22 protein-coding genes, 1 riboswitch and 1 other annotated feature are annotated in these 24,643 nt (G+C 47.1%); of the genes, 8 read left to right on the forward strand and 14 right to left on the reverse strand.

Annotation, left to right across the window (positions count from 1 at the left end):
* Window positions 1-39 precede the first annotated feature (39 nt).
* Window positions 40-702, reverse strand: coding sequence for a FusB/FusC family EF-G-binding protein (locus tag AAV35_RS10405; protein ID WP_040609127.1), 663 nt, complete (start codon window positions 700-702; stop codon window positions 40-42).
* A 148-nt stretch (window positions 703-850) separates the two neighbouring features.
* Here AAV35_RS10405 and AAV35_RS10410 point away from each other — a divergent pair, with 148 nt between their 5' ends.
* Window positions 851-1,951, forward strand: a complete 1,101-nt coding sequence (locus tag AAV35_RS10410; protein ID WP_008588370.1) for an NADH-dependent flavin oxidoreductase — start codon at window positions 851-853, stop codon at window positions 1,949-1,951.
* A gap of 41 nt (window positions 1,952-1,992) precedes the next feature.
* Here AAV35_RS10410 and AAV35_RS10415 read toward each other — a convergent pair whose 3' ends face one another.
* Window positions 1,993-2,319 (reverse strand): thioredoxin family protein, encoded by a 327-nt coding sequence (locus tag AAV35_RS10415; protein ID WP_040609157.1) that lies wholly within the window; start codon window positions 2,317-2,319, stop codon window positions 1,993-1,995.
* A 98-nt stretch (window positions 2,320-2,417) separates the two neighbouring features.
* Window positions 2,418-2,628 (forward strand) — a binding site (T-box leader).
* An 81-nt stretch (window positions 2,629-2,709) separates the two neighbouring features.
* Between AAV35_RS10415 and argS the strand changes: the two genes are divergently transcribed.
* On the forward strand, window positions 2,710-4,332 hold the full coding sequence (gene argS, locus AAV35_RS10420; RefSeq protein WP_008588366.1) for an arginine--tRNA ligase: 1,623 nt from the start codon (window positions 2,710-2,712) through the stop codon (window positions 4,330-4,332).
* A 69-nt stretch (window positions 4,333-4,401) separates the two neighbouring features.
* Window positions 4,402-4,632, forward strand: coding sequence for a hypothetical protein (locus AAV35_RS10425; RefSeq protein ID WP_008588364.1), 231 nt, complete (start codon window positions 4,402-4,404; stop codon window positions 4,630-4,632).
* An 87-nt stretch (window positions 4,633-4,719) separates the two neighbouring features.
* Here AAV35_RS10425 and AAV35_RS10430 read toward each other — a convergent pair whose 3' ends face one another.
* From AAV35_RS10430 to msrA, 3 genes are all read right to left on the reverse strand, one after another.
* Window positions 4,720-5,175: an SRPBCC family protein gene (locus tag AAV35_RS10430; RefSeq protein ID WP_008588362.1), complete on the reverse strand. Its 456-nt coding sequence runs from the start codon at window positions 5,173-5,175 to the stop codon at window positions 4,720-4,722.
* Window positions 5,150-6,262, reverse strand: coding sequence for an ethanolamine utilization protein EutH (locus tag AAV35_RS10435; protein ID WP_008588360.1), 1,113 nt, complete (start codon window positions 6,260-6,262; stop codon window positions 5,150-5,152). The genes AAV35_RS10430 and AAV35_RS10435 overlap by 26 nt, the downstream gene beginning before the upstream one ends.
* Before the next feature lie 115 nt (window positions 6,263-6,377).
* Window positions 6,378-6,848 (reverse strand): peptide-methionine (S)-S-oxide reductase MsrA, encoded by a 471-nt coding sequence (gene msrA, locus AAV35_RS10440; RefSeq protein ID WP_008588357.1) that lies wholly within the window; start codon window positions 6,846-6,848, stop codon window positions 6,378-6,380.
* 121 nt (window positions 6,849-6,969) lie between these two features.
* Window positions 6,970-7,089: riboswitch (SAM riboswitch) on the reverse strand.
* A gap of 181 nt (window positions 7,090-7,270) precedes the next feature.
* On the opposite strand from msrA, the gene AAV35_RS10445 reads away from it, so the two are divergent.
* Together AAV35_RS10445 and ppc are read left to right on the forward strand one after the other, a co-directional pair.
* Window positions 7,271-7,756, forward strand: coding sequence for a DinB family protein (locus AAV35_RS10445; RefSeq protein WP_008588355.1), 486 nt, complete (start codon window positions 7,271-7,273; stop codon window positions 7,754-7,756).
* 189 nt (window positions 7,757-7,945) lie between these two features.
* Window positions 7,946-10,705, forward strand: a complete 2,760-nt coding sequence (gene ppc / locus AAV35_RS10450) for a phosphoenolpyruvate carboxylase (protein WP_040609125.1) — start codon at window positions 7,946-7,948, stop codon at window positions 10,703-10,705.
* Between the two features lie 88 nt (window positions 10,706-10,793).
* On the opposite strand, the gene AAV35_RS10455 is transcribed toward ppc, so the two are convergent.
* Window positions 10,794-11,849, reverse strand: a complete 1,056-nt coding sequence (locus AAV35_RS10455) for a C45 family autoproteolytic acyltransferase/hydrolase (protein ID WP_008588350.1) — start codon at window positions 11,847-11,849, stop codon at window positions 10,794-10,796.
* Between the two features lie 88 nt (window positions 11,850-11,937).
* Window positions 11,938-13,314: a Glu/Leu/Phe/Val family dehydrogenase gene (locus AAV35_RS10460; RefSeq protein ID WP_008588347.1), complete on the reverse strand. Its 1,377-nt coding sequence runs from the start codon at window positions 13,312-13,314 to the stop codon at window positions 11,938-11,940.
* A 153-nt stretch (window positions 13,315-13,467) separates the two neighbouring features.
* Here AAV35_RS10460 and AAV35_RS10465 point away from each other — a divergent pair, with 153 nt between their 5' ends.
* The gene (locus tag AAV35_RS10465; protein ID WP_008588345.1) at window positions 13,468-14,529 is read left to right on the forward strand and encodes an NAD(P)/FAD-dependent oxidoreductase; all 1,062 of its coding nucleotides are present in this window, start codon (window positions 13,468-13,470) and stop codon (window positions 14,527-14,529) included.
* Between the two features lie 71 nt (window positions 14,530-14,600).
* Here the strand turns inward: AAV35_RS10465 and AAV35_RS10470 are convergent, their stop codons facing one another.
* The 5 genes from AAV35_RS10470 to AAV35_RS10490 all read right to left on the reverse strand — a co-directional run bounded on the left by AAV35_RS10470 (window position 14,601) and on the right by AAV35_RS10490 (window position 18,928).
* Window positions 14,601-14,978, reverse strand: a complete 378-nt coding sequence (locus tag AAV35_RS10470) for a RidA family protein (RefSeq protein WP_008588344.1) — start codon at window positions 14,976-14,978, stop codon at window positions 14,601-14,603.
* Between the two features lie 83 nt (window positions 14,979-15,061).
* A complete protein-coding gene (locus AAV35_RS10475; RefSeq protein ID WP_008588341.1) occupies window positions 15,062-15,292 on the reverse strand; it encodes an excisionase family DNA-binding protein in 231 nt (76 codons plus the stop codon).
* A gap of 60 nt (window positions 15,293-15,352) precedes the next feature.
* Window positions 15,353-16,525 carry a CapA family protein gene (locus AAV35_RS10480; RefSeq protein WP_008588339.1) on the reverse strand — a complete coding sequence of 391 codons (1,173 nt, stop codon included), beginning with the start codon at window positions 16,523-16,525 and terminating at the stop codon, window positions 15,353-15,355.
* Window positions 16,526-16,688: 163 nt separating this feature from the next.
* On the reverse strand, window positions 16,689-18,527 hold the full coding sequence (locus tag AAV35_RS10485) for a monovalent cation:proton antiporter family protein (RefSeq protein ID WP_008588336.1): 1,839 nt from the start codon (window positions 18,525-18,527) through the stop codon (window positions 16,689-16,691).
* Window positions 18,528-18,619: 92 nt separating this feature from the next.
* Window positions 18,620-18,928 carry a CHY zinc finger protein gene (locus AAV35_RS10490; RefSeq protein ID WP_008588334.1) on the reverse strand — a complete coding sequence of 103 codons (309 nt, stop codon included), beginning with the start codon at window positions 18,926-18,928 and terminating at the stop codon, window positions 18,620-18,622.
* Between the two features lie 93 nt (window positions 18,929-19,021).
* On the opposite strand from AAV35_RS10490, the gene cypC reads away from it, so the two are divergent.
* On the forward strand, window positions 19,022-20,269 hold the full coding sequence (gene cypC / locus AAV35_RS10495; RefSeq protein ID WP_008588331.1) for a CYP152 family fatty-acid peroxygenase CypC: 1,248 nt from the start codon (window positions 19,022-19,024) through the stop codon (window positions 20,267-20,269).
* A gap of 97 nt (window positions 20,270-20,366) precedes the next feature.
* Here cypC and AAV35_RS10500 read toward each other — a convergent pair whose 3' ends face one another.
* Both AAV35_RS10500 and AAV35_RS10505 read right to left on the reverse strand, forming a co-directional pair.
* Window positions 20,367-21,893 carry a BCCT family transporter gene (locus AAV35_RS10500; protein ID WP_008588328.1) on the reverse strand — a complete coding sequence of 509 codons (1,527 nt, stop codon included), beginning with the start codon at window positions 21,891-21,893 and terminating at the stop codon, window positions 20,367-20,369.
* A gap of 91 nt (window positions 21,894-21,984) precedes the next feature.
* The gene (locus AAV35_RS10505; protein WP_008588326.1) at window positions 21,985-23,481 is read right to left on the reverse strand and encodes a glycine betaine uptake BCCT transporter; all 1,497 of its coding nucleotides are present in this window, start codon (window positions 23,479-23,481) and stop codon (window positions 21,985-21,987) included.
* A 139-nt stretch (window positions 23,482-23,620) separates the two neighbouring features.
* On the opposite strand from AAV35_RS10505, the gene AAV35_RS10510 reads away from it, so the two are divergent.
* Window positions 23,621-24,598, forward strand: coding sequence for an acrylyl-CoA reductase family protein (locus tag AAV35_RS10510; protein WP_008588324.1), 978 nt, complete (start codon window positions 23,621-23,623; stop codon window positions 24,596-24,598).
* Window positions 24,599-24,643 lie beyond the last annotated feature (45 nt).

The raw sequence follows: 24,643 nt of genomic DNA on the forward strand, positions 1-24,643 counted from the left end.
AAAATTCCGCAAAAAGACGACATAAAAAGACAGCGTCTCCTATCTTTTTATGTCGTCCATGAATTTATGAAGGTGTTTTTGGTCTGTTATATTCCGGTTACACGTAATGCTGTCTTTGCAGACGTAATTTCCTTTTCTTTTGTATGCCGTAGCGTCTGTAACAAAAAGCCCGACATACTCATGTTCGCGACAGATAACACACATGTTTTTCCGTCCACTGTAAGTGAAGGACCCTTCCATACCCGTCAGGACGCCCTCTCTGTACGTTGCAATGAATTTTCTGTCGAGTCCCGGGTCGAACCAGCTTACGTAAGTCAGATCACGCCGGTCCACGCCGGTCCCGAGCACGGGCGTTTTCACCCGGGAAAGGTGCGGAAACAGACTTCTGACCTCCCCTTCCTCCGGCATTTCAAAGGGATGGACCAGTGGGAGGATACGTGCTTCAAACATTTCCACATCTGTCCGGTCTTCAAGTTCGGTCATCCCTTCCAGCAGCCTTTTCTGCAGATCGGTGAGACCGTGAAAAACATCCTTCATCTTGTCCATCGCCAGCCCCTGCACTGTCCGGACCATTTCTCTGTCATTAACAAGTGCATTCGTCTGAACAATGTGGCGGAGCTGCTGTTTCAGGAAGTGGTATTGATCGCTGCGTATAAATGGTTCCATTTTGCCACTGCTCCCTTCAAATATATTTCGTTTCATCCGGCCTGCTCCGTAAGTGTACGGGAATAATAACACGTACAATCTTCAGCAGAATAAATATCTGTTTAATGACGGATGATAAAAGCAATTTAAAAGACCTTGCCTTTCTCCGAATGTTAAACTCATAAAAGCAAAGGAGGAAACAGAAATGTTCGATTCATATACACTGCCTTCGGGCGTAACGTTGAAAAACCGGCTGATCCTGGCCCCCATGACAAATTTTCTCTCGGAAGAAGACGGCCGGGTATCCGAAAAAGAACTGACTTATTATAAAAGAAGATCACGTGGAACCGGTGCCGTCATCACGGCCTGCGCAAACGTAAATACGCAGGGTAAAGGCTTCGATGGAGAAATAGGAGTAGACCGTGACGAACTTATTCCGGGCCTGAAACGACTGGCAGAAGTCATCCATGAAGAAGGAGCAAAAGCCATCCTGCAAATCTATCACGGAGGACGAATGAGCCCGCCACACCTCCTGCCGGACGAAACACCGGTATCGGCCAGTGCCGTCCCCTCCGAACGTGAAGGAGCAGCAACTCCGAGAGAGATGACTGCAGAAGAAGTTTCACAGACAGTCGAGGATTTCAAACAGGCTACGAGACGGGCAATTGAAGCCGGGTTTGACGGAGTCGAACTTCATGGAGCGAATACATATCTGCTTCAGCAGTTCTTCTCCCCTCACTCGAACCGCCGGAGCGATAAATGGGGCGGAGATGTGTGGCAGCGTATGACATTCCCGTTAGAAGTTACGGAAGCGGTGAAGCAGGCCGTCCGGGAATACGCCCGGGCCCCTTTCATCACCGGATACCGTTTTTCTCCTGAAGAACCGCACACTCCCGGCATTACGCTTGAAGACACGATGAAACTGGTCAGCGAATTAACCGAAAAAGGACTGGACTATCTTCATATTTCCCTGAGAGATTTCCACCAGTCTTCCATCCGGGAAGAAGGCAATGGAAGTTCCGTCATTCGGCAGATCAGAGACCAGATCGGGGCTGACCTTCCTCTTGTCGGCGTCGGAGAAATAAGAACAAAAGAAGATGCGGAAAAAGCACTCGAAACCGTACCACTGCTGGCTTTAGGAAGAGAGCTTCTTATCGACCCGGACTGGGCTGTGAAAGTGGAAAAAGGACAGGAAGACCACATAGTTACGGAAATGGATATGGAAGCGCAGGAAGAGCTGGTGATTCCCGAACCGATGTGGTCAAAAATAATGAGTGTTCCGGGATGGATTCCGAGAAAAGTGTAGCAATGATAAAGAAGAGCCGTTCTTTTGGAGAGCGGCTCTTCTTATGCGTTCATGGCATCCTGCAATTTATTCAGCTGATAATCCAGTTCTCCCACCGGTACGAAACGTGCTTCTCTTATAAGTTCTCTTCCTTCTGAATAGACCAGTACCACAGGTACCGTAAACACTTGAAATTCTCCGGATACCTCCGGAATTTCAGTTGCATCCAGGTGAATCGCTTTTACTTCCGGATAGCTCTCAAGCAACTCTTCCACCTGCGGTTTCAGGCTATGGCAGACAGAACAGGTCGGCTGGGAAATATACACCAGCGACAGTTTCTCTTCGGAAATTATTTGTCTGGCTTCTGTAATCGTCTGTAACTTTTCCATAGAAATCTTCACCTCTACTTTGTCTTTTCCCTGCACTTTCATTTTTAATCCGATTATTGATTTACTTTTCTTCTTATGCTATGTTTTCTAATAATAACATATCACCTTTGATGAAGAGAGTAATCTATTCTGTTTTTTCAACAGCGAACTGGGGATGGTGGGAGCCCGGCAAAAAACGATGGAAGAACCGGACTTCTGAGGTGCGGGAGTGAACGTAAGTAGCTCTGCCGCCGGGATGGACCCCGTTATCCGATCAAGTGGCCTTAAGGCTAAAAGAGTGGTACCGCGCGGCGCCCCCACGTCTCTTTACGACGTGGGGGCTTTTTTTATGTCACATAACTTTTATACAGTACACAAAAACCTGGTTCGATTCGGAAAGGAGATGGAAATATGGAAAAAGAAATCATCGCGTTACAGCTTGCTCACATTCTTGGAGAGGAGTTCACTCCGGAAGACCTGAAACAGAAACTTGAGCAGCCGAAGCACAGCAGCCATGGGGATATAGCCTTCCCGTGCTTTTTCCTGGCCCGACACTTCAGAAAAAATCCTCAAAATATAGCGGAGGATGTAAGCGCTCAGCTGAATCACCCTATTTTTGCGGACACGGAAGCCCTTCACGGCTACGTTAATATTTTTCTCGACCAGTCTTTCATGACCGACCACATCCTCCGCCGTGCTACCCATATCGACTACGGCCGTCACCGTTTCGGAAATGGTGAGCGTGTAGTGCTGGATTTATCGGCCCCAAATATAGCAAAGCCCTTCTCCATGGGACATCTGCGTTCTACAATTATCGGGAATTCTCTGGGGCTGCTCGCCGAATATTGCGGTTATAAACCAGTGAAAATCAATTATATAGGCGATTACGGTACTCAGTTCGGTCATCTGCTGGCTGCCTACGAAAGATGGGGGGATAAAGATACATTACAAGAAAATCCTCTGAAAATGCTTTCGGATATTTACGTCAGATTTCACGAAGAGGCAAAACAAAACCCGTCACTTACAGAAGCAGGACGCGACTGGTTCAAGCGTCTTGAAGAAGGAGAAGAGGAAGCCGCAGCTCTGTGGAGTCGTTTCCGTGAATTATCTCTCGAAGAGTTCGACAAGATTTATAAACAGCTTGATATAACTTTCGATCTGACACGGGGTGAAGCTTACTATAGTGATAAAATGGGAGAAACGATAGCGATACTTGAGGAAAAAGGACTGCTCGAACAATCCGAAGGGGCCCTCGTAGTGCGCCTGGATGAATATGACCTCCCTCCCTGCCTGATCGTTAAAAGTAACGGCACGACCACCTATGCTACGAGAGATCTTACGGCTGCGATCGATCGCTATCGGGCCTATCATTTCGCTGAAAGTTTGTACGTAGTCGGAAATGAACAGACGCTCCACTTTGAGCAGATTCGGAAGGTGCTCGAAAAAGCCGGCTTCCTCTGGGCTTCCTCCATGAAACACATCTCTTTCGGCATGATGCTTCAGGACGGAAAAAAAATGTCGACGAGGAAAGGGAGAACCATTCTGCTTGAAGACGTACTCGAAGAAGCCCGGGAACGGGCCGGAGGCAATGCCGACATAGGGACAGGAGCGGTGATTTTCCACGACCTGAAACATCAGAGACAAAACGACGTTGAATTTTCACTGGATGATATGCTCACTTTCGAAGGAAATACAGGGCCGTACCTGCAATACACGTATGCCCGCGCCGTTTCGCTTACCGAAAAAGCCGATTTCGACTTCAGGACCGACCTGAAAGATGGGAGTGCCTGGGAACTTGTAAAACAGCTGCATCTCTTCCCCGATGAAACGAAAAGAGCTTTTATACAGAAAGACCCTTCCGTCATTGCCCGCTATCTTTTAAAACTGTCAAAACATTTCAACCAGTACTACGCCCACACGAAAATTTTACAGACGGACCAGATGAATCAGCGTCTCACTCTTGTACAGGCGGTAATTACGGTGCTGAAAAAAGGACTCCATCTGCTCGGGATGAAAACCGTGGAAAAAATGTAAAAGAAATTGCGTTCTTTATATAATAATAGTATGTTTGGCATATACCCTATTTCTGAAAGGGGAGATATTATGTATCCACTGTATTATACCGCAGCTATCATTATGACAGCCGTTGCCCTTGGAGCCACTATCTATATCGGAAAAAACCTGAACAAGCAGGAACATTCGGCCGACAGTGATGAAGAATTGGCCAGCCTGAAATCCGACTCCCGTGATACTTCCAGTTTCCGTCGTCTCAGCATCATCTACGTTATCACCTTTGTTATTACGTTAGCACTGATCTGGATCTTCATACTTTAACCTTCTCGGAAGAAGGTAAGGAAAACAAGTTGCCGCTCCCCCTCATAAAGCACTAAGGGAGAGCGGCAACTTTTGTATACACCCGTACTATTCGTTATATTCTTCCTCGGCCACTCTTTTCACGCGACGGACAAAGTTAGCGACGGCCTGATCGTTGGAGAAAAGAATCAGTATCCGTAAATACCATTTCCTTGGCCTATTTGAAGATAGATAGGTGAACGTCGTCTTCTTCTCTCCCTCTTTTTCAAGTAAATAAGTGGCCTGTATATCATAAACCCCGGCCAGTGTATAAGAATAAGTGAGTCTTTTTTCATTTTCTTCATCTTTGAATTCAGTTACGGTAACCTCGTATTCTTCCTTTGTCTCTCCTACGCCGTACGATTGTCTGTACACATTCCCGACCGTCTCTCCGGAAGAATGGATGAGCCGGTGTTCTTCGATATTCGGCATAATTTTTTTGGTCTGTTCCAGGGACTGATCGAAATATGACCAGACGTGTTCAATCGGTGTCTCTACCTCAATCGTATCCGACCACCGTTTCATGGGACTTCCCCTCCTCTTTTGTTGTTACTGCCCATGCGATAACTACTGCAAGAAAGCCGGCACTCAACTTACCGGCAAGCACCGGCACTACCATATCCTTTTCAATGCCTGCCACAAAAGCGATATGAGCTCCGAGTGCAAAAGCTCCACTGACAGCGAAAGCTGAGTTGATCACTTTCCCCCTCGGCTCCATATCCTTCATTGTTACCAGCATAGGTATATTGTGAGCCATAGAGGCCAAAAGCCCCGTCATCGCCACTTTATCCACTTTCACCAAAGGTCTGATTATTTCAAAAGGCCTCTGCAGCACTCTTTCGAGAAAAGCGACCAGTGGAAAAGCTCCGGCCAGGGTGACTGTTATTTTCGCTACAATCACCGCTCCTTCCGAAAGAGGGGCCAGCCCCTGGATAACGCTCACTCCAAGAAGTGTTTCAATAGTAATAGACACGAGACCTACAGCAATAAGGACTTCCACTATCTTACCAAATGCGGCGAACAGACGTATAGTGACAGCTGTAAATAAACCGAGACCGATCGAAATTAAAATTGCAAGAACAATGGAAGGGAGCAGATTTACAAGCATCCAGTCAAAAGCATATCCTCCAAGAAACCCGCCTGTAAAACAGCCCACGGGGATAGTCGTAAATCCGATCAGAACTCCTTTGGCAAAATAACGGTAATCCTGCTTATGTAATACCGAAAGCGCAACCGGTATAGTAAACACTACGGTCGAACCCATCATCGTTCCGAGAAGCGACCATGAAAACACAGCCGCCTCCGCGTCCTCGGCAAGGGATTCGGCCAGGGGATACGCCCCGGTATCGATAGCCAGAAGCATCGACGGGAACATCCCGGGGTCCGCCCCCAGCCATTCGTACAGCGGCACGACTACCGGAGCCATCCACTCGGCCATCACGGGGGCGAACGAAATGACCCCTATCATGGCAAGAGCAAGCGTCCCCATCATCCGGAACGCCTCGTAAAACCGGTCCCCGAGCTTCAGCCGTCTATTCAGTATATAATAATCCAGAGCCCCGAGAATCAGAAAAAAACACATAGCTCCGAGGACCCAGTCGTTCAGCGTCATACACCCACCCCCTGTTACTCATAGTATAACAAACCGGTGCGAAAGCGTAAGCATCTGCGTGAAGTTAACGAATAAAGAATAATGCATAAAAAAACTCCAGCTGAAAGCTGAAGTTTTAAACGGCGCTGCAGGCCGCTCCATATTTTTTAACATATTGCTGATGATATTCCTCTGCTTCATAAAAAGTGGAAGCCGGTACCACTTCTGTTACAATCGGAGACTTGAAAATTCCGCGATCGTTCCATTCTTTTATTTTCGCAACGGACTGCTGACGCTGCTCCTCATTCGCATAAAAAATCACGGAGCGGTACTGATGTCCGACATCTTCTCCCTGACGATTGACGGAAGTAGGATCATGGGCTTCAAGGAAGTACTCGACGAGAGCTTCATAAGTGAGCACTTCAGGGTCAAACTCAATACGAATGGACTCCGCATGTCCTGTTTCCCCGGTTTTCACCTGTTCGTAGGACGGATTCTCCACAAATCCTCCCGTATAACCGACTGTTGTATTCGTCACTCCGTTCAATCTGTCAAAGAACGCTTCCACACCCCAGAAACATCCTGCACCGAAAGTAGCGATTGCCATAATATATCTTATCCTTTCTCTCTAACTACACTTCTTCCGAGAGTTTAGACGGGCTAACAATCAAAATCCCCTCTCCTTAATATCCAGGAAGAGGGGTCGACGTTATAATATCCGCTCGATCCTCTCATCTCTTAGAATGGATATCCATTCTACAGGAATTGGCACCGTTCACACTGATTCACATCAGCAGGATGGTTGCCGGGCTTCAAAGGGCCAGTCCCTCCGCCTCTCTGGATAAGAAGTTTCGTTATTAATTTTAAGTTATTTTCCATAATACAACGAACCGGTAGTAAAGTAAAGCAGTAAAGCTCATTTTTTTCCTCCCTGATAATTATGTTTAACCTCCTGTGTTTTTGTCTATAAAGTAACAGTTACGATTATAATAATCACAATGGTTATAATTCCGGGAAGGATGACGAACTATGTACGGACTGGAAGACAAAAGAAAGCTTATTCAGGACTTTATCAGTCAGGTTTCCGAAGAGGATGCCGGAAAGAAACCTTCAGATGATACGTGGTCTATACTGGAAATATTGGAACATTTATATCTGATGGAGAACTTCATCATTGAACAGATCAATGACGTCATAAAAAATGGCACGAAAGAATCTGCATCACCGAAACCTATCGAGCGTACCACCAACCGTTCCCATAAAGTGGAAGCGCCGGAAGCAGTCCGGCCATCAGGGGCCTTCTCTTCTATACAGGAAGCACGTGAGGCTCTCGAGAAGACAAGGGAAGCTACAATGTTTCTGACTCACAACAAATCCGGAAATACACTTCAGCAATACTCTTTCCCCCACCCTTCCTTCGGGGCTATGAATCTGGAACAGTGGGTAGAATTCATCGGATGGCACGAAATGCGTCACCTGGAGCAGATGAAAGAAGTACAGGAACAAATAAGCTGAACCCTTTCCACCTCTCTTCGTTGAGCATTTAGAAGAGAGGTGTCTTATGTATAAGGCCGTATACATCTTCACCCCGTCATTTGACTGTATGAAATATTCTGATAATATTATTAAAATACGAACCTTTGCGGTTCCCTCTCTACAGCCGACAGCTGAATCAACCAATAGAACATATAGGAAGGTGAAGAAGTGAATACACAACCAACATCCAACAATCATACTACGCCACTGCGTCATGATATACGGGTCCTAGGCGAAATGCTCGGTAAAGTCCTCGTTCATCAGGGCGGTCAGGAATTACTTGATAAAGTGGAAAGAATACGCAAGTTAACAAAGGACTTGCGGAGCACCCCTGATTCTTCGACTTATGAGACATTAAAGTCGGAAATCACCGAATTGAAACCGCCTATGCGTTCTCAGGTGATCCGTGCTTTTTCCATATACTTTCACCTGGTGAACATAGCCGAACAGAATCACCGTATACGCCGGCGGAGAGAGTACCAGCTCAGAGAAGACATGTCCGTACAGCCGTTTTCACTGGAGAGTGCTGTGCAGAACCTAAAAGAAAATGATTATTCAAAAGATGTCATTCAGGAGACACTGGACAAACTTTCTTTGGAGTTGATCATAACGGCCCATCCTACAGAAGCGACGAAGCGGACCGTACTGGAAATACAAAAAAGGATTGCTACCATTTTGAAACAGCTGGATGAAAGCAGACTCACCCGGAGAGAAAGGGAAGGCGTCATGGACAGTCTTCAGAATGAAGTCACCGCACTTTGGCAGACAGAAGAGCTCCGGGAGCGGAAACCGACCGTTATGGATGAAGTAAGGAACGGCCTGTACTACTTTGACCATACGTTGTTCGACGTCTTACCGGATATTCACCAGGAACTAGAACATCAGCTTGAGGTGAACTATCCCGAAGAAGAATGGTCTGTACCTGATTTTCTTCATTTCGGTTCCTGGATCGGCGGAGACAGGGATGGGAATCCGAACGTGACGCCGGAAGTCACCTGGGAAACCCTGCATAAGCACAGAAACCTGATTTTAAAAAAATACGAAGATTCGCTCGTCGATCTGATGAAACGTTTCAGCCAGTCGCTTGCTTACGTCCAGGTGTCCGGGAAGCTCATGCAGTCTATCGAAAGAGAAGAAACGTGGCTTCCGGAGGACAAAGTATGGAAAGTGGAAAAAGAAGTGTACCGCAGAAAATTCGCGGTGATACTAGAGCGTCTGCGTCAAATAGGTCAGTCAGAAACCGGCTACAGAAGCGCCGATGAGATGCTTAATGACCTGTCCCTGATTCAGGAAAACGCGCTTCGCCATCAGCCTGAAAGCAGAGAGCTTAAAAGCCTGAGAAAACTTATCCGTCAGGTAAGTCTGTTCGGTTTCCATCTGGCTACTCTCGATGTCCGTAATCACAGTGGCGAACATGAAATAGCTGTCTCGGAACTTTTACAGAAAGTAGGGATCACAGACGATTATTCGTCCCTGAGTGAAGCGGATAAAACCGGGATCCTTGAGAATGTATTGAAAGACCCGAGACCTCTTTCTCTGTTGAATGAAGACTATTCGGAAGCGACCCGTCAAATTATGAACGTTTTCCATATGATACGTGATGCTCATAAAGAATTCGGGAAACGCTCCATTGAAGTCTACCTGATAAGTATGACAGAGTCCGTCAGTGATCTTCTCGAAGTCCTCGTACTTGCTAAAGAAGCCGGGATTTACCGTCTTCATGCAGACGGAAGTGTCGAAAGCGACCTCGACGTCGCACCTTTACTCGAAACTGTAGATGACCTTGTTGCCGGACCTGACATCATCAAGACCCTGTTTGAAATGGAAGTATTTTCGAAACACCTGGAAAAACGGGGCAACCACCAGGAGATTATGCTCGGTTATTCCGACGGCAGCAAAGATGGCGGCACGCTCACAGCCAACTGGAGACTGTACAAGGCTCAGGTCGAGATCCATGAGATGGCCCGCGAATATAACATCGGTCTTAAGTTCTTCCACGGCCGCGGGGGCTCTCTCGGCAGAGGAGGAGGGCCCCTCCACCGGAGTCTTCTTTCCCAACCGGTAGAGACACTTGGAGATGGCGTGAAAATAACCGAACAGGGAGAAGTCCTTTCTTCCCGGTACATGCTCCGTGATATAGCTTACCGTAGTCTCGAGCAGGGGGCTTCTACGCTCTTGGAAGGGGCCGCTAACGTTTCAAAAGAGTCAGAGCAGGGTTTTCATCGGGAAGACAGCTGGGAAGAGGCGATGGAAGAGATATCCGACGTTTCCTTAAAGACATATCAGTCACTCGTTTTCGGAGACAAAGATTTCATTTCTTATTTCAATGAAGCTACTCCGCTGAACGAACTGAGCGAACTGAATATCGGGTCTCGTCCCATGAAGCGTAAAGACAGTTCGAAATTCGAAAACCTGCGTGCCATTCCCTGGGTATTCGCCTGGACGCAAAGTCGTCAGCTGCTGCCGGGGTGGTTCGCAGCCGGCTCCGGGCTCGCTGATTACCGGGACCGGGCCGATGGGAATATGGAACTGCTTCGACAAATGTATGAAAACTGGCCTTTCTTCCGCTCCACTATAAACAATCTGCAGATGGCCCTCACGAAAGCGGATATTCAGACTGCCAGAGAGTACAAATCGCTCGTGAAAGACGAAGCGGTAGGAGAACGGATTTTCAATACGATTGTAGACGAATATGAAAGAACGAAAGAAGTCCTTCTCCAGATTACTGAAGACGATGAACTGCTCGATCATCAGCCGACAATTCAGGAGTCCGTGCGCCTCCGTAACCCGTACGTGGACCCTATGAATTTCCTTCAGGTGGAACTGATCAAGGAACTCCGGGAAACGAAGAACCCGGGAGATGAACTGCTAAAAGAAGTTCTGCTCACTATCAGTGGTGTAGCTGCAGGGCTCAGAAACACCGGTTAAGCCGGTATAAATAAAAAGTTATAAACGAAGGAGCCGGTATCACCGAACAGTTCGGTGATACCGGCTCCTTTTATATTGAATGCTCTTTTCACTTACTCCAGTGAGCGCCCCGCTCCATGTGCACAAAAGGGACATGGGTATTGACTTCTCCCTCTATACGGGCAAGAGGAATGTTCTCCCCCTCAAGCCAGGCGGAAAAATCCAATACTACCGGGGACTGATCGCCCCCGAGAGCAAACCATATTCTTTTGTCATGTACGAGGTACCCGGAAGTATGAATGGTGCCCGCCCACTGATCATACAGTTCGGAGAAGACTCCTCTGGATCTGTCGTTCAGAAGTCTGAAAGCTTCTTCGGCTTCCGGAGCTCCGGCGTTTTCCATCACTTCCATCCTTCTTTTCGAATCTACAAGGTGGTATCTGTTTTCTTTTGGCAGTTTTTCGAAGTGATTCGTACACATACGTGCCTCCCTCACTTCCACGCCTCTCGGTGATGCTTCCACCACGTAAGGCGTATTGGACGGGTCAAACACTGTATAGCTGAACGAATGGCGATGCGGAATTCGTTTCAATACGTCCACCGCTTCTTCCACATTACCACAGGTCTCCAAAATGATTCTTCCGATCATACAGCAGATAAAACCAGGCCCTGGACGCTTCCGGTTCATAAAATTATACCCGAGCACCAGACCTTTTTCGTTCATTCCGTCCATTCTCCCCGTAATACGCTGAGTCGGGCCGGCGGTAGCATATCCCGTATCCGAAGGCTGGAAAAATGCGAATCTTCCCTCGTACGTTTTCGGCAGATAATCATAGTTTCGAATCATATATCCGTCCCCGGTAAGGATGGAACAGCCCGATTTCTTGTAGGGGACACGGTAGCCGCCGAATTCCATCAGCGTCCGTGTCATCGTCCAGTCAAGAGCATCTTTCAGCCCTTCAAGCTCCGCCCATATTCCAGGAGCGAACCGCCCGATCACCTCTTTCGCTTCCTCTATATCCACCTCAAATCGCGGGATGCGTACCTCCCACTGCTTTTTTCTGTTCTCCACTGTGAGAGATCCCTTCAGCCCCAGGCCTTGAGCGTAACCAAAATCGTAATGGGTCCCTCTGAACTGTATAACGTCGCTATGTATTCGTTTCATATGTGCACCTTCCTATCTTTTCCCACTATTCTAAGGAAAAGGCTGGAAAATATCAAAGATCCGGAACTCGAAAGTCCCGGACCGGTAATTAATATAGTTTTCCCTGTTTAAACATGATTGTCGATAATTTCGTTACCGCGTGAATGTAGCAGTTTTGACGAAGCGGGAAAGGGTCTCCGAAGAACTGGGGCAGAATCGTATCCATCGTATGTTTCATTTTATCGAATAACCGTTCATACACTCTTTCCTCCGACATGAACTGGGTCTCTCTTCCCTGCATCCATTCGAAGTAAGAAACGATGACACCGCCGGCGTTAGCCAAAATATCCGGAATGATTAATACACCTTTGTCACTTAAATACTTATCGGCTTCTTCCGCAATCGGCTTGTTCGCTCCTTCGATAATGATTTCGGCTTTGATATTTTCCATATTATCTTTATGAAGCTGATTTTCAAGAGCTGCCAGCAGCAGTACGTCGACATCAAGTTCCAGAAGTTCATCCCGGTCGTGGATATTCGCTTTGATGTCGTACTCCTGAAGCTGGTCGTCTTCGGTAGGAAGTTCACCGTCGTGCTCATTCGCAAACTCTACAAGAGAGGGAACATCCAGACCTTCTTCATTGTAAAGCATGACGTTATGGTCGCTTACCGCAACTATTTTGTTTTGAAGGTAAGTACATTTATAAGCTTCGAGGGCAGCGACAGAGCCGAGATTACCGAACCCTTGAATAGCCATAGTCATCTTTTTCTTCGCATATTTTACTGCCGTATCAGCAAATACATTCTCATTTTGGGCCAGCCACTTCTCGTTCTCTCTTGCATAGTTATACATAAGGTAGCGGAACGAAAAGTATACTCCTTTCCCTGTAGCCTCTCTCCGCCCATGAGAACCACCGTTCAATATACTTTTACCCGTAAAACTGTTGCGGTACGTCTCTCCGGTGTGAATAGTCTTGTATTCAGCCATCATCCAGTCCATCTCACGTTCCCCGGATCCCATATCGGGGGCAGGAATATCTTTATCAGGCCCTATAATATCGTCGAAGTACTGTACGTATTTCTTACATATTAAGTTCAGTTCCTTCACTGTATAATCACGGGGATTGATTTCCAATCCGCCTTTCCCACCTCCGAAAGGTACTTCATGCAGGGCGTTCTTAAGAGTCATCAGTTTAGAAAAGTCGGAGACCTCATCTTCCGTGACACTCGGGTGGAAACGGATGCCGCCTTTATAAGGTCCGAGTACATCATTGTGCTGGACGCGAAACGCAGGTATTCTCTCTACGGTTCCGTCTTCCATCGTCACCCTGAGGAACGACTTATGTATATGGTTCGGCGTTGTTAAAATAGAAACGAGAGACTCATAAGCCTGCTCCCTCGTCTGAGCTTTCAGATCGGGAAGAAACTCTTTATCATCCATAATAGCTTTCAGTGAATTCTCTATGATTGTACTCTGTTTATCCAAGTTCATCTCCTCCTTCTTTCATACTTCTTCCCTACTTTTCCATTAGAAAACCACCCTGCGAAATTTTATCTAGTCTTTCCTGATTTTTTTTGATACTCTTTAAGAAGAGATTGGAAATTTGTTACGTAAAATTGCAGCAGAGGTGAACATACAATGACTGAACTATTAATACTGGGCGGAGGATATGGAGGGTTCAAAGTTCTTTATGATGCTTTGGAAAACGGCATTCCGGATGATGTGCATATCACGATGGTAAACCGGAACCCTTACCACGCCATGAAAACGGAATATTATGCTATAGCCGCCGGAACGACGTCCGACAGAAGCGTTCGTGTTGATTTTCCTATCCATGAAAAGATTTCCTATATTTTTGACGAGGCCACCAGGATAGACGCGGAAGAGGACCGGGTCTTTCTTGCCGGACGGGAAGAGCCGCTCGCTTTCGATCAGCTGGTAATAGCTCTTGGGTGTGAGGACAACTACCACGGAATCGAAGGAGCCGAAGAATTCACTGAAAGTGTGCAGACGATGTCCAGCGCCCGTCATGCCGGGTACAAAATCAACGATCTGAAAGCCTACGGTAACGTGACTATTGTAGGAGCAGGTCTCAGCGGAATCGAAGTGGCCGCAGAGACGAGGGAGAGCCGCCCCGATTTGAATATCCGCCTGCTTGACCGCGGGAACACGGTCCTTAAAGCGTTCGATGAAAAGATCCAGAAACACGTAGCAGACTGGTTCAGAGAAAATGAAGTGAACGTCATTCATGAAGCCAAAGTCGAATATGTAGAAAAAGACGGCGTCTGTAACAACGGTATCTGTTACATGAATGATGTTACAGTGTGGACAGCCGGCGTACTTCCACATCACCTTGCCCGGGAACTCCCATTCAAAAAAGACCGGGAGGAGAAACTGATCGCTAATGACTTCTATCAGATTCCCGAGAAGACGAACATTTATGTGGTAGGCGACTGCGTTTCGTCGGAGCTTTCTCCGAGCGGACAACTCGCCGGCGAGCAGGGAGAACGGATCGCCGAGGTTCTTAAGTATGTATGGCGCGGCCAGCAACCCAAAAAACCGAGCTCGATCAAATTAAAAGGTACCCTCGGCTCCCTCGGTAAAAGTGATGGTTTCGGTAACATGATGAACCAGCCGCTAACAGGGAAGATTCCACGTATTGCGAAGTCCGGAGTGCTATGGCTTCACAAACGTCATTAATACCCTATTATTAAAAAAGAAGTGAATCGGCTGTTATCAGCTGATTCACTTCTTTTCGTACAGATTGCTTCTCATTTCTTCACAATCGCTTCCATCTCCACTTTTGCCCCTTTTGGTAACTTAGCTGCTTCTATTGCAGCCCGCGCAGGGTAAGGTTCACTCAGAAATCCGGCATAAATTTCGTTGACTGTCTGGAAATCATCCATGGAATCCAGGAAGATTCCCATTTTCACGATGTCCGTATATTCTTTCCCGGCTTCTTCGAGAATGGCACCTATGTTTCTCATTACCTGTTTCGTCTGTTCTTCCACACTATCAGCCACGAACTGCTGCGTTTCCGGATCAAGACCGATCTGCCCGGAAATGAATATAAGGTCTCCCGCGTCCACTGCCTGAGAGTAAGGACCTACTGCTTTAGGAGCCTTGTCTGTTTCGATTACTTTCGTCATACTGAATCCTCCTTTGAATGTGTGACGTCTCTCCAAGGATACAATCATCTAAAAAAAAGCACAAGCCGCGGAGGCTTGTGCGATTAATCTTCGTCCTTTATGACAGGGTCTGCAGGAACAGGTTCGCTCAGAAACTGCTGAATCTGCTGCTGATATTGCTCCAGTTGCTCCCAGTACAGATTGAACTGATCCGCATTAACAAGGAACTGTTCCCCGTCATGGACTGCCCTTATCTTTCCTGATACAATGCATGAATATACATAATCTTCCGGAAGCTCCAGATACCGGGCCGTCTCTTCAATTGTACGGTACATGGAAATCCACTCCTTAATGGATAAATGTATATCTCTTTTTATAATTATAACATAGCAGAATCATGGTTGGCTCGTCTTTACTATTTTATTCTGCTCAAAAGTGATGTTGGCGGAACGTTCTTCCATGCGCTGAAGGGCTTCCTTCTCGTCAGGAGCCGGCATGATCCGGTCGTTACGGATCTGCATCGGTATGAAAGAAGGGTGGATCTCATCCTCTTTCAGCCGGACTTTCAAATACCCGGTATAAGCTGTTTCCCCGTCCACGTAATCCGGGAAAAGAAAGTTTCCTAAGGAATAGGCGATAAAACCATCTTTATAATATTCGAACCCTTGCAGAACGTGAGGGTGATGCCCGACGATCACATCCGCTCCCGCATCTATAAGACGATGTGCAATCTGCTGTTCTCCGGGCTGGAATTGGGTCTGACGTTCATCTCCCCAATGCATCTGCACAATGACGTGGTCACTCGAAGCTTCTGCTTTTTTAATTATTCTTTCCATTCTTTCCACCTGATAACCGCTTGCAATACCCGGGCGGTCCTCTTCTGCATACCAGCTCACTTTGGGTAAAACTGCGGAGAAAGCCAGAAAGTGGATGCTCCTCCCCTCCTTCTCTGTTTTCCATCCACGATAGGCTTCTTCTTTGTTACGGCCCGCACCGATAAAAGGAATCTCCCTTTTTTCCAATGCGTGCAAGGTGTCTTCAAGACCGGTGATACCGTAATCCAGAGTGTGATTATTAGCCAGTGATACAGCGTCGATTCCCGCCTTCTTCAGACCGTCGAGTGCTTTGTCCTCCGAACGGAAATTGTATATCTTATCTTCCCGCACTCCTCTGGTCGTAATAGGGGTTTCCAGGTTAACGAAAGTAATATCGTCACTCTGAAACTCTTCATTTACGTAGTGGAAAGGGTAAGCATACCCCTCGTCCGCGACCGTCTGTTTCGTAGACTTTTCAAAAAGCACGTCTCCGGTGAAAGTAAGATCCACTTCCTCATTGAAAGATCCGTCTTTCACAGACTCTCTCCCCACATTTTCTTTCGTTTCCTCTGCACTGTTACCTTCTGTCTTATTCTCATCATTCTTCTTTCTATCTTTCCCCGCATCTGCTGCGTTCTTTTCCAGATCTCCGGCTTTAATATCCTCAGGAGCGGACTCGTATATAACAAAGAACAAAACTGAGCCAAAAACAAGTATCATAATCATAGTCAATGTAACCAACAGCTTCGCCATACAGTATTGTGCTCCTTTTTTATATTTGTTTTTATTATGTCACTACTCCTGAAGAAATACTACTTACTTTTCGCATATTCCCCCTCCTTTTTTCGTATATAAGAAAGGATCCGGACATCAATGTCCGGATCCTTTCGTGAACCATTCTGCGTTAAGACCGATGTCACTCGAGAAGGTACTCAAGCTCACTTATATTTTCATGGTTTCCTGTCACAATCAGCCGGTCTTCGAGCTGTAATTCCGTGTCCCCATGAGGAATAATCGATTCGTTACCCCGGTAAATTCTTACGATGATCGTATCACCGAAGAATGGGAAGTCCCGAAGCTTCATACCATGAAACTCCTGATTTGTAAGCGGTACTTCCATCAGTCCTTCTTCTCTTGTCGCGAAAATATCAGCGATGTACGGAGAGGCGATCATCGCTTTCATCATTGCCCGGGAAGAAAAGATAGTAGAAAACACGTTTATCCCTTTCTCTTTCAGCATAGCCTGATTGGTCGGCGCTTCCACTTTAGTGATGATATTCTCGATTTCCGAATCCGCAGCCTCGAGCGCAATATTCGTATTCAGTTCATCATCATTTGTGGAGATTACGAGTACTTCCGAATCAAATACGCCGTGGCTCTGAAGTTCCTCTATCGCATAACTTTCCAGCTTTTCCACTGTAAAATCAGGCGATCCCGGAAGTTCCCCGCTGTGATTGGGACGGGCGTGATAAAGGTAGACTTCATACCCCTCTTCTGCAAATTCTTTCGTTAAAGGCATGGTGATCTGATTGGCACCGATGATTTTCAGACGCTTCTTCTCTTCTGCATTTTCGGCAATCGGAAAGAATTGCTTAAAAAGCACAGGAGTGAAAATACAGGCTATAATGGCAAGCAGGATTAAGGAAGAAGCCATCTCCCCGTCAATCACTCCTATCCTTTCTCCTATCTTCGCAGCTGCTATTACGAGTGACAGAGTAGAAGTAAGCAGAAAACCGGAACCTGCCACTGTCCGCCAGTCGTACCATTTCTTCAGCACCATCACCGGGATGAGCTTGGACAGCAGGAGACCGAGGAACAGAAGCGGAATGAGCAGTACGACGGAAGGGTTGCTGAAAAGACCCCATATGTCCAGTTCCACTCCGATCATTACGAAGAAAATAGGAATAAGAAAACCGTATCCGAAAGAATCAAGCTGCTGGACCATTTCCTTATTGGGCGAAAGCAGGGAAACAAGGACCCCGGCCAGAAAAGCGCCCAGTATGTTCTCTGCTCCAAGAGACTCGGAAAGGCCGACAAGGATCATTATCAGAGTAAAGACGGCTCTCATTCCGATTTGAACCGTACCCGTCGAGAGGGTCTCGAAAAATGTTTGATTCTTGAAGAATTTCCCCAGGAAATAGAGGCCTATCCCGGCCACAAAGAGCAGAAGAAGCAGCCACATATTCCCCCCTTCTTCGTAAAAGGAGACGAACACCGCCAGAAGAATCATAGTAACCAGATCCGCAATTACAGCTACAAGTAAAATAATCTGGCCGATTGTGGATCTCATGAGTTCCGATTCTTTCAGCGTGGGTACTACAATGCCCAGAGATATTGTGGAAATGACGAGCGTCATAAAGAAAGCATTCCCTACAAGACCCGCCAGAGAAAGAGCAAGAGAAATAAGGTAAGATAAAACCAGAATAAATATGAATATAATGACAGCTACACCGAAACGATGGGGCTCCGGTCGCCCGTTCAACATTTTTTTCCGTTTCCCCGATTTGAAAATAGAAAAGTCTATTTCCAGACCACTCAGAAACATGAGAAATATAAATCCGAGCGTAGACAATATATCCAGCCATTCGTTAGGTTCTATCAGATTAAAGCCGCTTTGCCCGATAATCAGCCCCACGATAATTTCTGCCACTACAACCGGCAGAAAGTGAAGGCGGAACCTTTTAAGTAAAATCGGGGTCAAAAAAGCCGCTACAAGCACGATGATCAGTGAAGTAACAGAAATGTGATCTTCCATAAAAAACTGCCCCTTTCTTCTATATTACACAGAAAGCCCTCCTATTATCGTCGGTGACTACCTTAACGTCAAGAACTTTTTACCAACGGGAATCATTCAAAATAATAAGGAAAATGAAAACGGCAGCCGGCATTGAAAGGATGAGCGCAATACGGGCATTCCGTCTGTTCTTTATACACCTCCACAGCCATCTCCTTCCTGCAGTTCCCACAGTAGATACCTGACTCCCCCTGTCGTTCGGAAGGCCAGACCTCCACCTCATGTTCAGTCATTTCCTCGTGACATTTGATACAGGCGTAATATTCCCCGCAGCAGTAAAATTTTATCGCAACGACATCTTCGTAATTGTGATAATGGCGACACCTCGTTTTATCATCCAGCCGGATTCCGTGTATATCCATAAGTCCAGACCCCCTTCGATTTCTTTCTATTGTAACAATCGCGGCTTACATATAATATTAAATTATACTGTACATAGGAAGGAGCAATAAATAATGTCTTATTTCCCTGCGAAGGACAAAGGTCCGGACCGCTCTCTCGGAATTTTAAAAGACGGGTATAACTTCGCCCGGAAACGTCTGCAGAAACAGCACCTGGACGTATATGAAACGAAACTGCTGGGCGAAAGAGCTGCACTCCTTGGTGGCGAAAAAGGAGCAGAACTCTTTTATGATAACGATAAAATGAAACGGGGCGGCGCTATGCCCGCCTTCATACTGAAAACTCTGTTCGGGGAAAACGGAATCCAGACGATGGACGGTAACCCTTTCGAACACAGAAAGAGACTGTTCCTCTCTCTCATGACCCCGGAAGCGCTTGATCGACTTTTCCAAATTACTGTGGAGCACTGGGAACGTGCTTCAGAAGTCTGGGAAAAGAAACGGAAAGTCGTTTTGTACAATGAGATGCTCACCCTTCTGATGAAGGTTTCCTGCGAATGGGCGGGTGTCCCGCTTAAGGATAAAGAAGTTAAAAAGAGAGCCGATGATTTTGCGCTCATGATCGACGGCTTCGGCTCTATCGGCCCCAAACATCTTCAAAGCAGAAAAGCACGGCAGCGTTCCGAGCAGTGGTTTGAAAACCTTATACTCGACGTCCGGGAAGGGAAGCTTGAAGCTCAGGAAGGCACTGCAATTTTTGAAATGGCGATGCACCGTGATCTCAACGGCAAACACCTGGATGCACGAATGGCCGCCATTGAATTGCTGAACATCGTCCGTCCGACGGTGGCTGTCAGTAAATTCATCACTTTCGGTGCCCTGGCTATGGAAGAATTTCCGGGAGAAAAAGAAAAGGTTGCCGGTAGTGAAGACTATCTCTACTATTTCGCTCAGGAAGTGCGGCGCTTCTATCCGTTCGTTCCTTACCTGCCGGCACGTACGAAGAAAGAGTTCGCGTGGCAGGGATACAACTTCTCCGAAGGGCAGCTCGTGCTCATAGACGTTTACGGTAATAATCACGACCCGCGCATCTGGGAAGAACCGGAAACTTTCAATCCGGAACGCTTCCGAAATTGGAACGGAGGACTTTTCGATCTGATTCCTCAAGGAGGCGGCGACTACGAGAAGAACCACCGCTGTCCCGGAGAATGGTCGACTCTTGAAATTCTGAAAGCCAGTTTCCAGTACATGGCCCAGCATCTCGAGTACAAACTTCCGAAACAGGATTTAAGTTACAGTCTGAATAAGATGCCTGCTTTGCCAAAAGACGGCTTTATTATGAAAAGTGTAAAGAAAAAATGAGACGTTTCCAGGCCCTGTCCGTTTGTTAAGCCATTCAGCATAAACTGACAAAAAATAAAAGCGTCGACCTTCCGCGGTCGACGCTTTTTTCAATTCTTTACTTTTTCATAATTCCCTGCGTTACAGCCATTTCTTTAGCTACGCGAGGGGCGAGCCAGATCATAGGAAGCAGAAGGAACGAAACGGGTACTGCCGTAACTACGATGAAGTTCTGCAGTGCTCCCACTCCGCCGTTACCGATGATAAGGAGTATTGCTGCGACAGCTCCCATAAGAAGAGACCAGAAAATACGTACCCATGGTTTCGGATCTCCCTCACCGGTCACTGCCATTGCGATAGTGTAGGACATCGAGTCACTCGTCGTAACAACAAACAGAATAGTCAGTATGAGGAACAACGGTGAAATGATGACTGCCAGCGGAAACTGCTCCGTAATAGCAAACATCGCTGCAGCGTTACCGGCTTCTGCGAGAGGACCGGAAATAGCTCCCGGATTCTCTAATTCAAAGTGGATGCCGGAACCTCCGAGAACTGTGAACCAGAAAGCGGAGATGACCGGTGCCAGCACGGAAATGGACAGAATGATCTGACGGATGGAACGTCCTCTTGAAATACGGCTGACCAGAATCGCCATCATCGGACCATAACCGATAAACCATCCCCAGAAGAACACGGTCCACGCACCGAGCCAGCCTCTGTCGTCACGGTAGGTCGACATCTCCAGGAATTCCTGAAGATAATGACCGAAGCCTGCTACATACTGGTTAATTATAAACAGACCGGGACCGAAAATAAGAACGAAAAATATCAGTCCGATAGCAAGTCGAACGTTGAAGTTACTAAGCTTCTGAATGCCTTTATACAACCCGGTGACGGCTGAAATGGTGGAGATGAGAACTACGGCACCAATAACTCCGAGCTGCGAATAGAAGTTGTCCGGTATATTGAATATAGTCTGCAGACCATAGCTTGCCTGTGTTCCGAGGAATCCGATCGGGCCGATCGTACCTGCTGCCACTGCAATGATGGAGAAAGCATCTACAATCGTCGCGAACCACCCTGTACGTATTTTCTCCCCGAAAATCGGATAGAGAAGCGTCCGCGGTTTAAGCGGCATACCTTTCTGATAATGACCATACATCATCACTACTGCACTTACCGTACCGAGGATCGCCCACGCCAGAAAGCCCCAGTGCATGAAACTCTGAGCCAAAGCCGGAGCGATCGCTTCCCTCGTACCTGCATCAAGATCCCCCTGCGAAGGCGGGACAGTCAAAAAGTGGGTAATCGGTTCGGCAGCCGCCCAGAATACACCACCTCCGGCGAGAAGAGTCGCCATAATAATGGATAACCATTTGTACAAACCTAATTCAGGCTTGTCCAGGTTCCCCATTTTCACGTTTCCATACTTGGAAAGCGCAAGGTACAGCCCCACTATAAATGTAGCAAGCATGAGAAACTGCCAAAAAGCACCAAAATATTTAGCAGCCCAAGCGAATCCTGTGTTTACAAATTCGGTCACACTGTTAATATCGATAATTGCAAATACCACGAATAAGAGGAGTGCTCCTCCGCTTATACCAAATACGGGCCAGTCAACGCGACCCTGTTTATTCTGTAGCATAACAAACTCCTTTTGAGGTTTATTTTTTTACACAATTAAATATACTACCACTACCTTAATTACGTGTAAAGCGGAAAAATCGAAGTGTCTCCTACTTCTGTAAATCCTGCTTTATTTTTTCCCTGTCTGCTCTGATTGCTTTATAAAAAGCGTAAACCATCAGAAGCATAATCACGGAAAATGGAAGAGCGGCTATAATAAGGGCATTCTGTAACGCCTGCAGCCCCCCTGTATAAAGCAGTACAGCTGCAACGGTCGACTGGGCGATTCCCCAGGCGAACTTAACCGTCTTCGGAGGGTTCAGTGAGCCATTGGTCGTCTGCATACCAAGCACGAAAGTTGCCGAATCTGCAGAAGTGATAAAGAAAGTACCGATTAAAAGCATAGCGATGATAGACATAACGATCCCCAGCGGAAACTCATTGAATACTCCGAAAAGAACCTGAGTATCTGCAAGGCTGGCGACTTCGGAACCGTTCTGCTGAGTCTGGATCCCTGTAGCTCCGAATACCGTAAACCACAAAAAGCTTACAAGGGAAGGGATGAGGAGCACACCGCTCAAAAATTCGCGGATGGTACGTCCTTTGGAGACCCGGGCAATGAATATACCGACGAAAGGCGCCCACGCTATCCACCATGCCCAGAAGAAGACTGTCCAGTCCATGACCCAGGCGCGCTCCTCTTCACTGTTCGGAGCCAGACGCAGGCTTTCGTAAGCGAAATTCTGTATATATGCTCCCAGAGAATCGATGAATGTATTTGCAATGTAAACGGTGGGCCCCACTATAATCATGATGCCGAAGAGCAGAGCAGCCAGCACCATGTTGGCATTACTTAAAAGCTTAATCCCCTTGCTGAGCCCGGTATAGGCGGAAATCATGAACAGGACAGTTACCACTGCAATAATGATCAGCTGCAGGAAAAAGCTTTCGTCCCACTGCAGAAGATATGTAAGACCCCCGTTGATTTGGGCAGCGCCGAAACCGAGCGTCGTGGCAACCCCTACTATCGTTGCAAAAACGGCAACAACATCAATCGCTTTCCCCCAGGGACCGTACATTTTATCACCGAATATCGGTTCCAGAGTGGCACTGATGAGACCGGGCTTCCCGTGACGGAATTTAAAGTACGCAAGTACAAGAGCCACTATCGCATATATCCCCCAGGCATGCACTCCGTAATGAAAAAAAGAAAGGCGCATAGCGTCACGAAGCGCTTCCCTCGTGCCGGGTTCTGCCAGTGGGGGTGTATTTATGTAATGTGATACCGGGGATGCTGCCCCGTAGAATACAAGACCGATCCCCATACCCGCGCTGAACAGCATGGAAAACCACGTCGGATAGCTATAGTCAGGCCGGTCTTCAGCGCTCCCAAGCCTTATCTTTCCGTAAGGACTGAAAATGAGATAAATACAGAAAACTACGAAAAACGTAACTATGAGCAAGTAATACCAGCCGAAATTCGATGATATGTAGCTCATTATAGTTCCGGTAGTCGCTTCAAAGTTACCCGGAGCGAAAATTCCCCATACGGAAGCTGCGATAGTAATGGCTAATGTTATCCAGAAAACTTCTGTCAATTTTTTCATGATGTCCTCCTTTGAATTGTACATATAAAAGTTATATACCCACCGTTTTTCCTGTTAAACGGTTCAGCAAAATCCTCATGTTTCATAAAACCCTGTTCCGGCTATGAGAATAAGAGCATTTATTAAGGAGGAATAATCGATGGAAAAATTCCAGTCACTGGTGCTCGAAGAAGATAAAGACTTGCATCTCCGCTCTAGGACGGAGGGCGACCTCTCCGAAGGGGATGTCACGATAGAAGTAGCCTATTCCAGTATCAATTATAAAGATGCCCTTGTAGGGAACCAGAATCAGATAGTAAAACACTATCCCCTCGTTCCGGGCATCGACCTTTCCGGAACTGTAATAAAATCCAGGGACGGTTCTTTCAAAAAAGGACAGGAAGTAATCGTTACAAGCTACGACCTCGGCACCGGACACGACGGAGGGTTCAGCCAGATTGCGAGAGTACCGAAAGAATGGGTGGTACCTCTTCCTGAAAATATGAGTTTAAAAGAAGCGATGATTCTCGGAACTGCGGGTCTTACCGCCGCTTTGTCCATTCAGAGACTTGAAGATAACGGGCTCACTCCGGAAAAGGGTGAAGTTCTCGTTGCCGGTGCAACCGGCGGTGTCGGAAGTGTCGCCGTAAATATTCTTGCCCAGAATGGTTACAGTGTTACGGCAGCTACCGGAAAAGATTCCGAGCATGACTATCTGAAAAAACTGGGAGCGTCCTCTATCATTCACAGAGATGAAATCATGGATACGGACGGTACCCCTACACGGAAAAAACGCTGGGCCGGTGCGGTTGACCCGGTAGGTGGCAATACCCTTCAGTATATTTTGAGCACGCTTGAAAACAGCGGTTCCGTCTCCACCAGCGGACTTGTAGGCGGCATCCAGATTTCCACCACTGTCCTGCCCTTTATCGGCCGGGGGATAAACTGGCTCGGCATCGATTCCGTCACCTGCCCTATGCACGAACGTAAAAAAGTATGGCAGAAACTTGCGGATGAATGGAAACCTTCCATGCTTCAGGAGGATATGCTGAACGAAGTCAGCCTCGAAGAAGTACCGGGCGTCCTTGATAAAATTCTGCGTGGTGAAGTTCGCGGAAGAACCATTGTAAAACTCTGAGCCGCCTGTACGTGCAGGACACCAGATGATTGTAAACGCAACGAA

The organism is Salimicrobium jeotgali, assembly GCF_001685435.2.
GTDB lineage: Bacteria > Bacillota > Bacilli > Bacillales > Halobacillaceae > Salimicrobium > Salimicrobium album.

Bases quoted from the DNA above. Each gene is read 5' to 3' on its own strand.
- AAV35_RS10510 (WP_008588324.1), top strand. From the start codon at position 23,621: ATGGAAAAATTCCAGTCACTGGTGCTCGAAGAAGATAAAGACTTGCAT.
- AAV35_RS10465 (WP_008588345.1), top strand. From the start codon at position 13,468: ATGACTGAACTATTAATACTGGGCGGAGGATATGGAGGGTTCAAAGTT.
- AAV35_RS10430 (WP_008588362.1), bottom strand. From the start codon at position 5,175: ATGAAACGGTGGTCGGATACGATTGAGGTAGAGACACCGATTGAACAC.
- argS (WP_008588366.1), top strand. From the start codon at position 2,710: ATGGAAAAAGAAATCATCGCGTTACAGCTTGCTCACATTCTTGGAGAG.
- msrA (WP_008588357.1), bottom strand. From the start codon at position 6,848: ATGGCAATCGCTACTTTCGGTGCAGGATGTTTCTGGGGTGTGGAAGCG.
- cypC (WP_008588331.1), top strand. From the start codon at position 19,022: ATGTCTTATTTCCCTGCGAAGGACAAAGGTCCGGACCGCTCTCTCGGA.
- AAV35_RS10480 (WP_008588339.1), bottom strand. From the start codon at position 16,525: ATGGCGAAGCTGTTGGTTACATTGACTATGATTATGATACTTGTTTTT.
- AAV35_RS10500 (WP_008588328.1), bottom strand. From the start codon at position 21,893: ATGCTACAGAATAAACAGGGTCGCGTTGACTGGCCCGTATTTGGTATA.
- AAV35_RS10455 (WP_008588350.1), bottom strand. From the start codon at position 11,849: ATGAAACGAATACATAGCGACGTTATACAGTTCAGAGGGACCCATTAC.
- AAV35_RS10425 (WP_008588364.1), top strand. From the start codon at position 4,402: ATGTATCCACTGTATTATACCGCAGCTATCATTATGACAGCCGTTGCC.
- AAV35_RS10505 (WP_008588326.1), bottom strand. From the start codon at position 23,481: ATGAAAAAATTGACAGAAGTTTTCTGGATAACATTAGCCATTACTATC.
- AAV35_RS10470 (WP_008588344.1), bottom strand. From the start codon at position 14,978: ATGACGAAAGTAATCGAAACAGACAAGGCTCCTAAAGCAGTAGGTCCT.
- AAV35_RS10415 (WP_040609157.1), bottom strand. From the start codon at position 2,319: ATGGAAAAGTTACAGACGATTACAGAAGCCAGACAAATAATTTCCGAA.
- AAV35_RS10405 (WP_040609127.1), bottom strand. From the start codon at position 702: ATGAAACGAAATATATTTGAAGGGAGCAGTGGCAAAATGGAACCATTT.
- AAV35_RS10435 (WP_008588360.1), bottom strand. From the start codon at position 6,262: ATGACGCTGAACGACTGGGTCCTCGGAGCTATGTGTTTTTTTCTGATT.
- AAV35_RS10475 (WP_008588341.1), bottom strand. From the start codon at position 15,292: ATGTACCGTACAATTGAAGAGACGGCCCGGTATCTGGAGCTTCCGGAA.
- AAV35_RS10485 (WP_008588336.1), bottom strand. From the start codon at position 18,527: ATGGAAGATCACATTTCTGTTACTTCACTGATCATCGTGCTTGTAGCG.
- AAV35_RS10410 (WP_008588370.1), top strand. From the start codon at position 851: ATGTTCGATTCATATACACTGCCTTCGGGCGTAACGTTGAAAAACCGG.
- AAV35_RS10445 (WP_008588355.1), top strand. From the start codon at position 7,271: ATGTACGGACTGGAAGACAAAAGAAAGCTTATTCAGGACTTTATCAGT.
- AAV35_RS10490 (WP_008588334.1), bottom strand. From the start codon at position 18,928: ATGGATATACACGGAATCCGGCTGGATGATAAAACGAGGTGTCGCCAT.